Source organism: Nocardia sp. NPDC051463 (assembly GCF_040681975.1).
Taxonomy (GTDB): domain Bacteria; phylum Actinomycetota; class Actinomycetes; order Mycobacteriales; family Mycobacteriaceae; genus Nocardia.
In genome coordinates this window covers 65884-79067 of the sequence record NZ_JBFBAB010000026.1, presented here as the reverse complement: position 1 = coordinate 79067, position 13184 = coordinate 65884, and the positions used below count along the sequence as shown (strand labels likewise).

Below are 13184 nucleotides of genomic sequence, written 5' to 3'. Positions count from 1 at the left end.
GACGATCGGCAGCATGATCGAGACGGCAGCGACTATCGGCGTGGCGGCAGCGGCACTCGGCATGGTGCTCACGCCGGGTCCGAACATGATGTATCTGGTCTCACGCACCGTCTCGCAGGGACGCCGGGCCGGATTGGTGTCGCTGAGCGGGGTGGCAGCCGGCTTCGCGGTGTATCTGGCGGCCGCGACCGCGGGCATTACCGCGGTGTTCGCGGTGGTTCCCGGGTTGTACCTGGCGGTGAAGGTGGCGGGCGCGGGCTACCTCCTGTGGCTGGCCTGGCAGGCGCTGCGCCCCGGCGGCACCTCGGTGTTCGCACCGACGGCACTGCCCGCCGATCCGACGCGGCGGCTGTTCGCCATGGGCATGGTCACCAATCTGCTCAATCCCAAGATCGCGATCATGTACATGGCATTGATTCCCCAGTTCGTGGTGCCCGACCACGGGCGGGTGTGGCTGCAGAGTCTGTGCCTGGGCATGGTGCAGATCACGGTGGCGCTGGCGGTGAACTGCCTGATCGTCCTCGGTGCGGGCGGCATCTCGACATTCCTCGCCGGCAGGCCGCTGTGGCTGCGCGCGCAGCGGTACGTGATGGGCTCGATGCTCGGCACCATCGCGGTGCTGCTCGCGACCGACCGCGCACGGCCTACCCCGGCCTGATCACGCCACTCACCCCATCCAGCACTGGTAACCAGGGTGTCGCGGATCTCACAGCTCCCCCGTCGTGCAACTCTGCTCGAGCAGAGTGCACTCGGAAGGGAACGGATTCATGGGCGCCGAACTCGACATCATGGCGACACAGTTCGACTCGGCGGTCAATGCCGCACAGCGGATCGGCGAGCTGCTCGGCGTAATCGCCTTCGCCACCTCCGGTGCGCTGCTCGCGGTGCGCAAGAACCTCGATATCTTCGGTATGGCGGTGCTGGCCTGCAGCACCGCGCTCGGCGGCGGGGTCATCCGCGACCTGCTCATCGGACGCACGCCGCCCTCGGCATTCACCGACCTGACCTACCTCAGCGCATCGCTGCTGACCGCGCTCGTCCTGTTCTTCCGGCACCCGACAAGCCGACTGACCCGCGGCCCACTCGAGATCGCCGACGCGATCGGGCTCGGGCTGTTCTGCGTCACCGGCACCGTCGTCGCCTACTCCCAAGGCACCGGCGCCCCGACCGCGGCGCTGCTCGGCATGGTCACCGCCATCGGAGGTGGCGTGATCAGGGACGTGCTCTGTGGGCAGGTGCCGAGCGTGCTGCGCCCGGATCAGGAGCTGTACGCGGTGCCTGCTCTTTTCGGTGCGGCGACCACAGCGGTGCTACTGCATTTCGGCGCCTACCGGGCATGGACAGGTTTCCTCGCGGCACTGATCGCCATTGCGGTGCGGTTGCTCGCGCGCCGCTACCGGTGGCGCGCGCCGCTGGCCAGGCACACCATGCGTCCGGACGGAACATTGCGCTGACGGCCTGGTCTCAACTCACGCGCACGCCTGCGCGCAGCCGCCGGACACCCTCGTCCAGTATTTCGTCCCGTTTACAAAAGGTGAAGCGCACCAGTCGATTCCATGCCTCTTTGTCATCAGCGAACACGCTGACCGGCACGGCGGCGACGCCGATCCGCTCCGGCAGCGCCCGACAGAAGGCCAGCCCGTCGGAGGCCCCCATCGGGGTGATGTCGGCGCAGACGAAATAGCCTCCCGCACTGGCCTTCACCTCGAACCCGGTGTCCGCGAGCGCCGTCGAGAGCCGGAGTCGCTTGTCCGACAAGGTGTCTCGCAGACCGTCCACCCAGCCCAACTCATTGTTCAAGGCGTGCGCGACGGCGGGCTGGAACGGACCACCTGCCACAAACGTCATGAACTGCTTGGCGGCGAGCACACCGTCGATGAGGTCCGCCGGACCGCACGCCCACCCGGTCTTCCATCCGGTGACGCTGAAAGTCTTTGCCGCGCTGGACACCACGATGGTGCGCTCGGCCATGCCGGGCAGCGTGGCGATGCTGATGTGCTCGGCGCCGTCGTAGACGAGGTGTTCGTACACCTCGTCGGTGAGCACCAGCAGGTCGTGCGCACAGGCGAGGTCGGCGATCGCTGTGAGGTCGGCGCGGCCGAGGATGGTTCCGGTCGGGTTGTGTGGTGAATTCACCACCAGCATCCGGGTGGCGGGCGTGATGGCGGCGCGCAGGCTGTCCAGGTCGAGGACGAAGCGGTCACCGTCGGGCACCAGCCGAGCCGTCCGCCGCGTCGCACCGGCCAAGGCCACCGCGGCCGCGTAGGAGTCGTAATAGGGCTCGATCAGCACGACTTCCTGGCCCGGTTCGACCAGGCCGAGCATCGCGGCGCTGATCGCCTCGGTCGCGCCGACGGTGACCAGTACCTGGGCGTCCGGGTCGTACTGGGTGCCGTACCGGCGGGCGCGATCATCGGCAACAGCGCGACGCAGCACCGGCATGCCACGCCCCGGCGGGTACTGATTGAGGCCGTCGGCGATGGCCCGCCGCGCGACCTCCAGCATCCCGGCCGGACCGTCGGTATCGGGAAAGCCCTGGCCGAGATTGACCGCATCGTGACGGATGGCGAGCTCGGTCATCTCAGCGAAAATCGTCGAGGCGAAGGGGCGCAAGCGGGCGACAGTAGCGGGACGCGTGGGCATATCCGGAGAGTAGCCCAGCGGTCGCTATTGTTGCCATTAGATAGCGAATGGCTATGTTTCACTTCTCATTTGGGCCTTCTACCTGCAAGGTTGTGCGTTGCCCTGACGAGGGCTAGCCTCGCCGTGTTCTACCTCACATCTCGCCGCATGGCGAATCTCGAAAGGGGCGATTATGGCCTCGTACCTCGACCTAGTACTGCATCCGGCCGCGTCGGAGGTCGCCGGATCAGTGCTGGGTCTGCTTCGCAACATCGCGCATCTGCTGATCGGAGACTCTTTCCTGGGCTCCTCGACACCCGACCTCGGACTCGGATCATCGACCGGCAGCGGCGGCCTCGGGTCCTCTACCGGCAATTGGTTCAACGGCTCGTCGACGGGAAACTGGTTCAACGGCTCGTCGACACCGTAACCAGCGGGCGATAAGCAAGTGGCGCCAGGCCAGGCGATGAGGGTCGGGCCTGGCGTCGCTTCACCCGAGATGAACTCCCGACAGCTTGGCGGGATTGGCGACGTCGTAAGCGCCCCAGACCAATCCGTCGCGAACCGTGAACCCCATAACCCTGGTTCGATGGGTGCTCGGCCAATCCCCCGCCACCGACCATCGCACCACAAGACCCAGTTGCCCGTTGACCACGGCGAATTCGAGATCGACCGATGGGGTGTCGGTCGAGCCGTCCAGTCCGTACTTGCGGGCGAGACCGAGCAGGAAGCGCGCGATCCGGTCGGCGCCGCCGACCACGTTGATCGCGGTCGCGGTGGTGCCGTTGGCATCGCCGATCATCGTCGAATCCGGATGCAGCGCAGCGGCTACCGCGCTGATATCGCCGGAACCCAAGGCGGTCAGCAGCCGCTGCACCGCGGCGTCATGTTCGTCGTTCGGCACCGCGGGCGGGGTGTGTGCCACGGCCTTGCGCGCACGCACGGCCAGCTGTCGCGCCGCGTCCGCGGAGACGCCGAGGATGTCGGCGATCTCGTCGAACGGCACCGAAAGACCGTCATGCAGAACGAATGCCACTCGCTGCGGCGGCGTCAGCGTCTCCAGCACGACCATGGCCGCGAAGCGGTACTCCTGCTTGCGGACCACCGCGTCCAATGGGTCGGGCGTGCTGGACGGCGTGATAGCCGTGACCACCGGTTCCGGCAGCCATTGCCCGACATAGCTTTCCCTGCGTACCGCGGCACTGCGCAAGCGGTCCACACAGATTCGGCTCACCACCGTGGTCAGCCAGGCGCGTAGATCCTCGATCTCGGATTGGTGCGCACCCGCCAGCCGCAGCCAGCTCTCCTGCACCGCGTCCTCTGCATCGCCGACGCTGCCCGTCAAGCGGTACCCGACGGAGAGCAAATGTGCCCGATGCGATTCGAACAAGTCGGCGAGAAGAGCGGCAACCATCGGCCCGATTCTACGGTCTACGCCACGTCCCGATTACCACGGCATGCGTCCGGTCATGCGAAATCCGGATGATTCCATACCTGCCCACATGGCACCATGCTCGGATGGAGGAACGCCGACTGTCCGACGAAACGGTGTGGTTGTCGCCGCCGACCGCGGCCGACACCGACACCATCGTCGAGTGCTGCCAGGATCCGGCCATCGCCGAATGGGTGACGATTCCGGTGCCTTACCACCGGGAGCACGCCGAGCAGTTCCTCGACGAGTTCGTGACGCGGGGCTGGGCGACGGACAACCCGACGTGGGGGCTTCGCCTGCGGGCCGACGGCCCGATCGTCGGCATGATCGGCCTGGGAGCGGTCGACGAGTCGGCGCGCGAGATCGGCTTCTGGCTCGCTCCCGAACACCGCGAACGCGGATTGATGTCGCGCGCGATCGCGCTGGTGTGTGACTTCGGGTTCGCGGCTGACGGCATGGCCCTTGCTCGTATCACCTGGCATGCCTTCGTCGGCAACCACGCCTCGGCGGCGGTAGTCCGCCGCAATGGTTTTCGCTACGAGGGCCTGGCCAGGCTCGGCGGCCTGCAGCGCGGCGTCCGCCGCGACAGCTGGGTCGCCGCCCGCCTCGCCACCGATCCACCGGGTTATGCCGACGGCTGGCCGGGCGATCTGCTCGGCCTCATCGCCACACCGCGATAGCCGAACAGCCACACCGGTTCTCGGCGGCCGCTTCGACCGACGCATTTACCCCGCGACCCACCGCCACGCAGCCGAGATCCACACTCGGCCCCGCGTTCACCGAGCTCCACCCTGGTCCCGGTTCGCCCGAGCGACTTGCTCCGGCGGTTACCGGGTCCGGGGTGGGAATGAGCCGCGCGACCTCAGCTGTTGCGTCGCCGCACGACCGCGTCGGCCAGGTGGTCGAGCTGACGGGCGGTGGTCTCCCAGTCCAGGCAGGCATCGGTGATGGACTGGCCGTAGGTCAGCTCATCGGCACGGCCGAGGGTCAGGTCCTGACGGCCTGCGACGAGGAAGCTCTCCAGCATCACACCGACAACGCCCGGCTCGCCTGCGGCCAGTCGCGCCGCGATATCGGTGACCACATCGACCTGCTTGTTGTGGTTCTTGTCGCTGTTGCCATGGCTGGCGTCCACCACGATCCGCTGCGGCAGCGCGGCCTTCTCCAGCCGGATGCACGCTTCGGCGACCGAGGCGGCATCGTAGTTCGGGCCGGTGCTGCCGCCACGCAGGATCACATGGCAGTCGGGGTTGCCGGAGGTGCGGATCAGGGCGGCGCGACCGTCCAGGTCGGTGCCGGGGAATACGTGACTGGCGGCCGCGGCGCGCACGCCGTCCACGGCCACCTGCACATCGCCGTCGGTGCCGTTCTTGATGCCGACCGGCATGGACAGCGCACTGCTGAGCTGGCGGTGCACCTGGCTGGCGGCGGTGCGTGCGCCGATGGCGCCGTAGGCCACCAGGTCCGCGATGTACTGCGGGGTGATCGGGTCGAGGAACTCGCACGCCACCGGCAGGCCGAGCGCGGTGATGTCGACGAGCAGCTTGCGGCCGAAACCGAGACCGGTGTTGACATCGAAGGAGCCGTCCAGGTGCGGATCGTTGATCAGCCCCTTCCAGCCGAGGGTGGTGCGCGGCTTCTCGAAGTACACCCGCATCACCACGTGCAGCCGATCGTCGAGTTCGGCGGCCTTGGCGGCCAAGCGACGCGCGTAATCCAGCGCCGCGGCGGGGTCGTGCACCGAACACGGACCGACGATCACCATCAAGCGATCGTCGTCGCCGTTGAGCACGTCGATGGTGGCCTTGCGGCCGGCGCGCACGGTGTCGGCGAGCTGATCGGTGATCGGATGCACGCGACGTACCTCGGCCGGTGAGCGCAATGGGCTCACACTGAGGGTGCGTTGATCATCGAGATCGGAATGCCGCGCATCGATATCGGCAGCAGTAGTCATTGTTGTGGGTTCCTTTACGTCAGGCCGACTCACTGACGGAAACCCGTCGAGCCGGTCTTCATCCGGCTCGGGGTGGAAAGTTGGTCAGCGCAGGAGGTTGCCGCAGACCGACCCACCCGGGGCCGGCTCGCTAAACCAGAAATACACGCGCTGCACGTCGGCGACTGTACCAGGCCGATACCAGCCAGTGAACGCACAGTGCCGCGCGGTCGCGCCGAATGAGCCGAACGTCACGTTGAGCAGCCTGCTGCTACCGATTCGCGACGTTCGGCTCAGCGCTGGGTGGGAGCTGCCCGCTCACCCCCACTGGCCGGGCTCATAGCTACCCGCGGGCGTGCGGGCGATGACGTTCATCCGGTTCCAGGCGTTGATCATCGCGATGGCGCCGATGAGCGCGGCGATCTGGTCCTCGTCGTAGTGCTTGCGCACCTGGTCCCAGACCTCGTCGCTGACGCTACGACCGTCGCCGATGCGAGTGGCCTCCTCGGTGAGCGCCAGGGCGGCCCGCTCGGCCTCGGTGAACACCGTCGACTCGTGCCACGCGGCAACAAGGTTGAGCCGCACGGAGGTTTCACCCGCGTGCGCCGCGTCCTTGGTATGCATGTCGGTGCAGTAACCACAGCCATTGATCTGGCTGGCTCGAATCTTGACGAGCTCATAGGTGGCAGCAGGCAGAGCGGAATCACTGATGACCTTGCCCGCCATGGTAAGTCGCTTGATGAAGCTGGCGGTGACCGGGCTGGCGAAGAGATTCATCCGAGCGTCCATGAGATGACTTCCTTTTCTAATCGATGGCTTCACAGAGACGACGACGCAGCGCATCGGGATGTGACATCGACCCGAAGGTGAGCCGCACCACTCACTTGTCGACGTCGACGACGCGCCGGAGCCAGCTGCGCCGATCGGTCGCCGATGGTCAGCGCTTTCGTCTGCTTCAAACGCCCCAGGACGGACGAGACTTCGAAGCGTGCACGCCATCGAGTGCGGCCATCTCGGCAGCCGTCGGGCCCTACACGTGGTCGGCACTGCCACAGCGATTCCGAACGTCGCCGAGAGTTCTTCTGCGGCAACGAGATCCATCAGCGCCGAAAGATTGCGACCGCCGAATCCGTGGCCGCCGACGAACCGCAGGAGCGAATGATTCGCCGGGTCGGTCGGGCGAGCAGCCGTCCACCCACGGCCCGAGCCGACCAGTTGCGGATTCCGGTCGAGCAATCGGCCCCTGCGGCGTGTCAGTCCCCTATACCGGCTGGTGGGAGCCAGAAACGAGTACCGTTCAGCGCCATGGACACGCTCATCTTCGGCGGTTTGCTGGCGGCCATGATCGCGCTGTTCCAGCAGCGCTCCCGACGGGTGGTGGTCTGCGCATGGTGGGTGCTGCTGCTCGCGACGATGCTGCTGTTGGCGCATCACATCACTGGCAGTCTCGGACTCGGGTTGAGCTACTGATGACGACGACCCGGCTGTCGACCACGCGAACGGCCCTCGGCCAGGTCCAGTACTGGCTCGCGGTGATTTTCGTGATCGGCTGGACCGGCGTCATCTGCGGCGGCCTGGCATTCCAGTTCGGCGCCTGGGAGTATCCGTGCCCGCTGTGCATCGTGCAGCGCATGTTCATGGCGCTTGCCGCCTTGGGCGCCGCGTCCATCGTGCGCGAGGGCATGAACGGGACGATCGAGGCCAGCGATTACACCGCGGGCTGGGGCCTGGCCATAGTCGGTTGTGTCGCAGGCGGGTTCGCGTCCTGGCGGCAGACGATGCTGCACATCCTGCCTGGCGATCCCGGCTACGGTGACCCGATGCTCGGCCTGCACCTGTATGTCTGGGCGTGGATACTGTTCGCTGCCGCGATCGCGACTATCGGTGTCGTGCTGTCATTTTCGCACGAAACCGCCGCACCGGCGATCCCCGCTACCCCGCACCGCATGGTCGGGCGTATCGCGCTGTGGTTGCTCGGCATCGTGTTAACGATCAACCTGGTCGCGGTCTTCCTGCTCGAGGGATTGCACTGGTACCTGCCGGACGAGCCGAACCGCTATCAGCTCTTCTACGACCTGCACATCCTGAGTTGAGCCCCGAACGGATTCGGCCGGACATCCCGTGCGCAGGGACATCCGGCCGCCGTTCAGTTCCCGAAGCCGTAGGTCAGGCGCCGAAGTTGTAGGTGACGCCGGTCAGTTTCTCCGACAGCTCCCACAGCCCACGCGCGACTTCGGCATCCTTCGAGGCAGCGCTGGAGCTGGAGCGGGCCGGGTAACCGCGCAGGCCGAGCCAGCCGTCCGGCCCATAGAACGCGCCCGGCTCGACCTTTTCGGTGGCCGCGAAAAGCTCTGGCAGCGCACCCATCTCGGCGCTCTGCGCCAGCAACCGATTGCCATAGGCCATGATCGTGTCCTGAACCGATTCGGTGTGCGATTGCAGATCGGTCGCGGCGTAGCCGGGATGCGCGGCAACCGAGATCTTCGGCGAGCCCGCCGCGGTCAACCTACGGTGCAGCTCATTGGCGAACATCAGGTTGGCCAGCTTCGCCTGGCCGTATGCGGGCCAGCGCTGGTACTTGCGGCGCTCCCAGTTCAGATCATCCAGATCGATCTTGCCGGTGCGGTGCGCACCACTGGATACCGTGACCACTCGATCGGAAATCTTGTCCAGGAGTAAACCGGTCAGTGCGAAATGGCCGAGATGGTTTGTGCCGATCTGCATTTCGAAACCGTCGGCGGTCCGGCCGAGCGGCACCGCCATCACACCGGCGTTATTGATCAGCACGTCGGCCTTGTCCACCGAATCGGCGAACTCCCGCACCGAGGCCAGATCGGCGAGGTCGAGTTTGCGTACTCGAGCACGCGCTCCGATCTCGTTCGCGACCTTCTCCCCCTTGGCCACATTGCGACAGGCCAGCACTACCTCGGCCCCCGCACCGGCCAGCGCTCGCACCGTGGCAGCGCCGAGCCCGCTGTTCGCGCCGGTGACGATGAAGGTCCGGCCACCCTGATCGGGAATGTTCGATATGTCCCAGCCACCCATGTGGGCGAGTCTAGTCCGATACGAGGCGCCTTCGGGGTGCGCGCGGCCCCTGCGCCCACGCTGCTGTCGCTGCCGCTACTCGACCGCCGCCGTCCGACGAATCGATACGGCCAGGCGGGAGTCGAGCATCTAATATAGGGTTGCCTAACCTATGTTCAGAGACTTCGATCCGGCAGCGCACAGCTGCTGCGCTCCCACCTGTGAGGCCGACTGTGACTTCGACACCCATCGCTAGCGACCGCTTGCACGTCGCTCGAAACGGCACCGTCGGCGACGGCTACGTGCCCTTCCCCGCCGCCGACGCCGCCGCATTCCGCGCGGCGGGATACTGGACCGGTCGCCCGCTCGATGACCTGCTGCGTGCGACGGCGCGCCGGCACCCCGATCGCACCGCGCTGCTCGATGGCGACGGCGGGCGCAGCTATGCGCAACTCGATGCCGATGCCGACCGTATGGCGCACGGACTGCTCTCGCTGGGGATCGCACCGGGCGATCGAGTCGTCGTGCAGTTGCCGAACGTGCCGGAGTTCGCCACCGTGCTGTTCGGGCTGCTGCGTGCGGGAATCATCCCGGTGCTCACGTTGCCCGCACATCGCCGCGCCGAGATCGAACACCTGACCCGCCTTTCCGGTGCGGTGGCCTACCTCATCCCCGACCGCCTCGGCGACTTCGACTACCGCGACCTCGCGGCGACCCTCCAGCAGTCCGTGCCGACAGTGCAGCACGTGCTGGTGCTGGGCGATCCAGGCATCTTTACCGCTTTGAATTCCGTACCGCGCAACGGCGATTCGCTGCCGACCATCGATCCGAGCGATATCGCGCTGATGCTGGTCTCCGGCGGTACGACGGGCCTACCCAAGTTGATCGCCCGTACCCACGACGACTACGTCTACAACGCCACCGCGAGTGCCGAAGTGTGCGAACTGACCGAGGCGGACGTCTACCTCGCGACACTGCCCGCGGCACACAACTTCCCATTGGCCTGCCCCGGCATCCTCGGCACCATCGCGGTGGGCGGCGCGATCGCCTTCCTCACCGATCCGAGTCCGGAAAATGCGTTCGCCGTGATCGAAAAGCATCACGTCACGGTCACCGCCGTGGTTCCGCCACTGGCCCAGTTGTGGTGCGCGGCAACCGAATGGGAAGAGGCCGATCTCGGATCGCTGCGACTGCTCCAGGTCGGCGGCGCCCGGCTGGTCGAGGTGAACGCCCGCGATGTCGAGCCCGCGTTGGGAGTGCGGTTGCAGCAGGTGTTCGGCATGGCCGAAGGCCTGCTCAACTACACCCGCCTCGACGATTCCGCCGACACCGTATGCACCACCCAGGGCCGACCGCTCTGCGCTGCCGACGAGGTCCGCGTGGTGGATGCCGACGGCAACGATGTCTCCCCCGGCGCCGAAGGCGAGTTGCTCACCAAGGGCCCCTACACAATTCGCGGCTACTACCGCGCCCCCGAGCACAATGCGCGCGCGTTCACCCCCGACGGCTACTACCGCAGCGGAGATCTGGTCCGCCGCCGCCCCTCCGGCCACCTGATCGTCTCCGGCCGCATCAAGGACGTCATCAACCGCGGCGGCGAGAACATCTCCTGCGACGAGCTGGAAGAACATCTCCTCGCCCACCCCGCCGTCCGGCACGCAGCCGCGGTCGGCCTGCCCGACGCCGCCCTCGGCGAAAAGGTCTGCGCGGTACTGGTAGTCGACGCGGCCATGCCAACCCTGGCCGAGGTCAAGACCTTCCTCACCGACCGCGGACTGGCCACCTACAAACTCCCCGACCTCCTGCGGCAGGCCGACTCCCTGCCCCTCACCGCGGTCGGCAAGATCGACAAGAAGGCGCTGCGCGCCGAAACCTGACCGCCCACGCAAGAGGCTCGGCCGAGTTTCCGACGGCCGGGCCTTTCGCGGCTGATCCGGCCGCTAAGCCTTCACCACGTACGGGGCGATACTGTCCAGCTTTTCGCAGGTCTCCTCGAACTCACGCTCGGGCAGCGACTGGCCGACAACGCCCGCACCCGCCCGCAGCCACGCACCCTCGCTGTTCTGGTAGACCGCCCGCAGGACCAGCGTGGCCTCCATCGCGCCGGTCGGGGAAATCGTCACCACCGCACCGGAATACAGTCCGCGGGGTGCACCGTCGAGGCGGAAGACGGAATCGACGCCCGCACGCTTCGGAATGCCAGAGGCGGTGACCGAGGGGAAGAGCACCTCGAGCGCGTCCCAGCTGGTGCGGTCGGCGGCTAGCCTGCCGCGCACCGTGGAGGCGAGGTGCTGGACGCTGCCGCGCTCGCGCACCGCCATGAAATCCGAGACCGCAGGCGTGCCGGGATCGGCGACGGAGGTGATCTCGCTGAACGAGGTCTGCACCGAAATGGCGTGCTCGACAATTTCTTTCGGGTCGGTGATCAGATCGGCCCTGGCCGCCATGTCGGCATCGTGGCCGCGCCCGAAGGCACGGGTGCCTGCCAGCGGTTCGGTGGTAACCATCCGATCCTGGTCCACCGACGCGACCAATTCCGGACTGAAGCCCGCCGCCTCGAGTCCACCGAGCCGCAATAGGAACGAGCGGGCCGGAGTGTTGTTGGCGCGACCGAGCCGGTAGGTGGCCGGCACGTCGACCACGAAAGGCAGATCGACCTTCCTGGACAGAATGACCTTCTGATAACGACCCGAACGGATTTCGCCGACCGCTTCGGCGACCCTGTCGCGGTATCCGGTGGGATCCTGGCGGACATCCGCCGGATGCGCCTGCGGCAGTTCGCTCTCCTGCGAGGCCGCGATGAGATCGTGGATATCGCAGGTCTCGGCCGGAGTGGCACCCGAGATGCGCACGCCGAATTCACCGATCGCCACCTCGATGCGCGGAATCATCAGGTGTGCCAGTGCCGTCCGTGGATGCAGATGCGCGGTGGCTTCCAGTGCCCACGCACAGAATTCGAATCCGATCCACCCGTAGGCCTGGCGGCCGCCGAGCGGCAGCGCGCTCAGCGCGCGGTCGATGACGGTCCCGGGGCTGCCCTCCCACACACTGACGGTGGTCTGCCCCGCCCACACCACGCGCAGCTCGTGCGCGTCCAGTTCCACGCTGCCGAGCGGATCGGCCGCGAAGACCCATTCACCCGGGCGCTCGTACATGACGTAATCGCCGAACCGATCGGCGGCCGCCAGCCGGGACATCGCTGCCGCCGGATCGGTCACGTACTCCAGGCGCAAGCGCTCCGTGGTCGACAACGATCCTCCAAAGGTAATGCTGACCTAACTTTGAGAAGTAAGGTTAGCATTACCTGGCTAGGCCGGAAGTGTGCCGACAGCCACAGCTACCGCCGCCCTTTCGACACTCAACAGACTCTCCGCACTGTGCTCGGCGTGATACGCCGCGCCGCCTCCACGCAGCCCGAACAACCGCTTGCTGTAGACCAACCACACCACCGCCGCGATATTGACCACCAGCGCGCCGATCCGCAGCGCGGTGATCTTCTCGGTCAGCTCGTAGATCTCCAGGGGCAGGAACAGGCTCGTCGCGACAACCGCGAAGTACTCACCCCAGCGTTTGACCAGCCACAACCCGACCGCCTCCAGTACCTGCAAACCCGCGTACACGAGGATGCCGAACCCGATCCACAGCAAGGTCGTGTTCGACAGGTCGAAGGCCTCACCGACCAGCCGCACAAGCTTGGATCGGTCGATGTCCCAGCCGATCTGATCGGCGAAGGGCCGCAACAGCGGCAGATCCTGATCGAATGCCGCCCGCATGGTCTCGCGGGAGGATCGGAATTCGAAGACGACCACCGCGGCCACTACCAGCAGCAGACCACGCAGCAACCGCTCGATCGCCAGCGCGCGCATGAGCCAGCGGTCCCGGAGCAATCTGCCACGCGGCACCTCCGGCGCGTGATCGGCAGGCCCCGAGCCGACCGGGTCACCGGGCACGAAAGTGCCGCACCGCAGGCAGCGCCACGCCTGCCCGGCTACCGTATCGACGCGCAGCCGATCCCGTAGTTCGGGCTCGTCCGGCGCGTAGGTGTAGTGGCCGTGCCAGCCGCAAGCGCGCAACGCCCAGTCCATGCGCGCAGCCTAATGGGCGCGACAGCCGACACACGGCGAACTCGCGAGCCGGAGTTCCTGCGCGGAATGCTGTGGCGGGCTTGAATAG

The 13184-nt window shown here is 66.8% G+C and carries 14 protein-coding genes; 7 read left to right on the top strand and 7 right to left on the bottom strand.

What is annotated here, in order from left to right; all coding sequences use genetic code 11:
- The first annotated feature begins 13 nt into the window (after positions 1-13).
- A complete protein-coding gene (locus AB0M74_RS27525) occupies positions 14-658 on the top strand; it encodes a LysE family translocator (protein ID WP_366529190.1) in 645 nt (214 codons plus the stop codon).
- Positions 659-767: 109 nt separating this feature from the next.
- Complete coding sequence (locus AB0M74_RS27520; protein WP_366529189.1) at positions 768-1454, top strand: trimeric intracellular cation channel family protein; 687 nt, start codon at positions 768-770, stop codon at positions 1452-1454.
- Positions 1455-1464: 10 nt separating this feature from the next.
- Here the strand turns inward: AB0M74_RS27520 and AB0M74_RS27515 are convergent, their stop codons facing one another.
- Positions 1465-2643, bottom strand: a complete 1179-nt coding sequence (locus tag AB0M74_RS27515; protein WP_366529188.1) for a pyridoxal phosphate-dependent aminotransferase — start codon at positions 2641-2643, stop codon at positions 1465-1467.
- Between the two features lie 172 nt (positions 2644-2815).
- Here AB0M74_RS27515 and AB0M74_RS27510 point away from each other — a divergent pair, with 172 nt between their 5' ends.
- Positions 2816-3052 carry a hypothetical protein gene (locus AB0M74_RS27510; protein WP_366529187.1) on the top strand — a complete coding sequence of 79 codons (237 nt, stop codon included), beginning with the start codon at positions 2816-2818 and terminating at the stop codon, positions 3050-3052.
- Positions 3053-3112: 60 nt separating this feature from the next.
- Here the strand turns inward: AB0M74_RS27510 and AB0M74_RS27505 are convergent, their stop codons facing one another.
- Positions 3113-4036, bottom strand: a complete 924-nt coding sequence (locus tag AB0M74_RS27505) for a sigma-70 family RNA polymerase sigma factor (protein WP_366529186.1) — start codon at positions 4034-4036, stop codon at positions 3113-3115.
- A gap of 104 nt (positions 4037-4140) precedes the next feature.
- Between AB0M74_RS27505 and AB0M74_RS27500 the strand changes: the two genes are divergently transcribed.
- Entirely contained in the window at positions 4141-4734 is a 594-nt protein-coding gene (locus tag AB0M74_RS27500; protein WP_366529185.1) for a GNAT family N-acetyltransferase, read from the top strand.
- A gap of 182 nt (positions 4735-4916) precedes the next feature.
- Here AB0M74_RS27500 and AB0M74_RS27495 read toward each other — a convergent pair whose 3' ends face one another.
- The gene (locus tag AB0M74_RS27495; RefSeq protein WP_366529184.1) at positions 4917-6008 is read right to left on the bottom strand and encodes a 3-deoxy-7-phosphoheptulonate synthase; all 1092 of its coding nucleotides are present in this window, start codon (positions 6006-6008) and stop codon (positions 4917-4919) included.
- Between the two features lie 297 nt (positions 6009-6305).
- Entirely contained in the window at positions 6306-6776 is a 471-nt protein-coding gene (locus AB0M74_RS27490) for a carboxymuconolactone decarboxylase family protein (protein ID WP_366529183.1), read from the bottom strand.
- Positions 6777-7292: 516 nt separating this feature from the next.
- On the opposite strand from AB0M74_RS27490, the gene AB0M74_RS27485 reads away from it, so the two are divergent.
- Both AB0M74_RS27485 and AB0M74_RS27480 read left to right on the top strand, forming a co-directional pair.
- Positions 7293-7457, top strand: a complete 165-nt coding sequence (locus AB0M74_RS27485) for a DUF5993 family protein (RefSeq protein ID WP_366529182.1) — start codon at positions 7293-7295, stop codon at positions 7455-7457.
- On the top strand, positions 7457-8080 hold the full coding sequence (locus AB0M74_RS27480; protein WP_366529181.1) for a disulfide bond formation protein B: 624 nt from the start codon (positions 7457-7459) through the stop codon (positions 8078-8080). Before AB0M74_RS27485 ends, AB0M74_RS27480 begins: the two co-directional genes overlap by 1 nt.
- A 73-nt stretch (positions 8081-8153) precedes the next feature.
- Here AB0M74_RS27480 and AB0M74_RS27475 read toward each other — a convergent pair whose 3' ends face one another.
- Positions 8154-9032: an oxidoreductase gene (locus AB0M74_RS27475; protein ID WP_366529180.1), complete on the bottom strand. Its 879-nt coding sequence runs from the start codon at positions 9030-9032 to the stop codon at positions 8154-8156.
- A gap of 242 nt (positions 9033-9274) precedes the next feature.
- Between AB0M74_RS27475 and AB0M74_RS27470 the strand changes: the two genes are divergently transcribed.
- Positions 9275-10888: an AMP-binding protein gene (locus AB0M74_RS27470; RefSeq protein ID WP_366529219.1), complete on the top strand. Its 1614-nt coding sequence runs from the start codon at positions 9275-9277 to the stop codon at positions 10886-10888.
- Between the two features lie 63 nt (positions 10889-10951).
- Here AB0M74_RS27470 and nbtS read toward each other — a convergent pair whose 3' ends face one another.
- Positions 10952-12262, bottom strand: coding sequence for a nocobactin biosynthesis salicylate synthase NbtS (gene nbtS, locus AB0M74_RS27465; RefSeq protein WP_366529179.1), 1311 nt, complete (start codon positions 12260-12262; stop codon positions 10952-10954).
- A 57-nt stretch (positions 12263-12319) separates the two neighbouring features.
- Positions 12320-13096, bottom strand: a complete 777-nt coding sequence (locus tag AB0M74_RS27460) for a DUF2127 domain-containing protein (protein ID WP_366529178.1) — start codon at positions 13094-13096, stop codon at positions 12320-12322.
- Between the last annotated feature and the right edge of the window lie 88 nt (positions 13097-13184).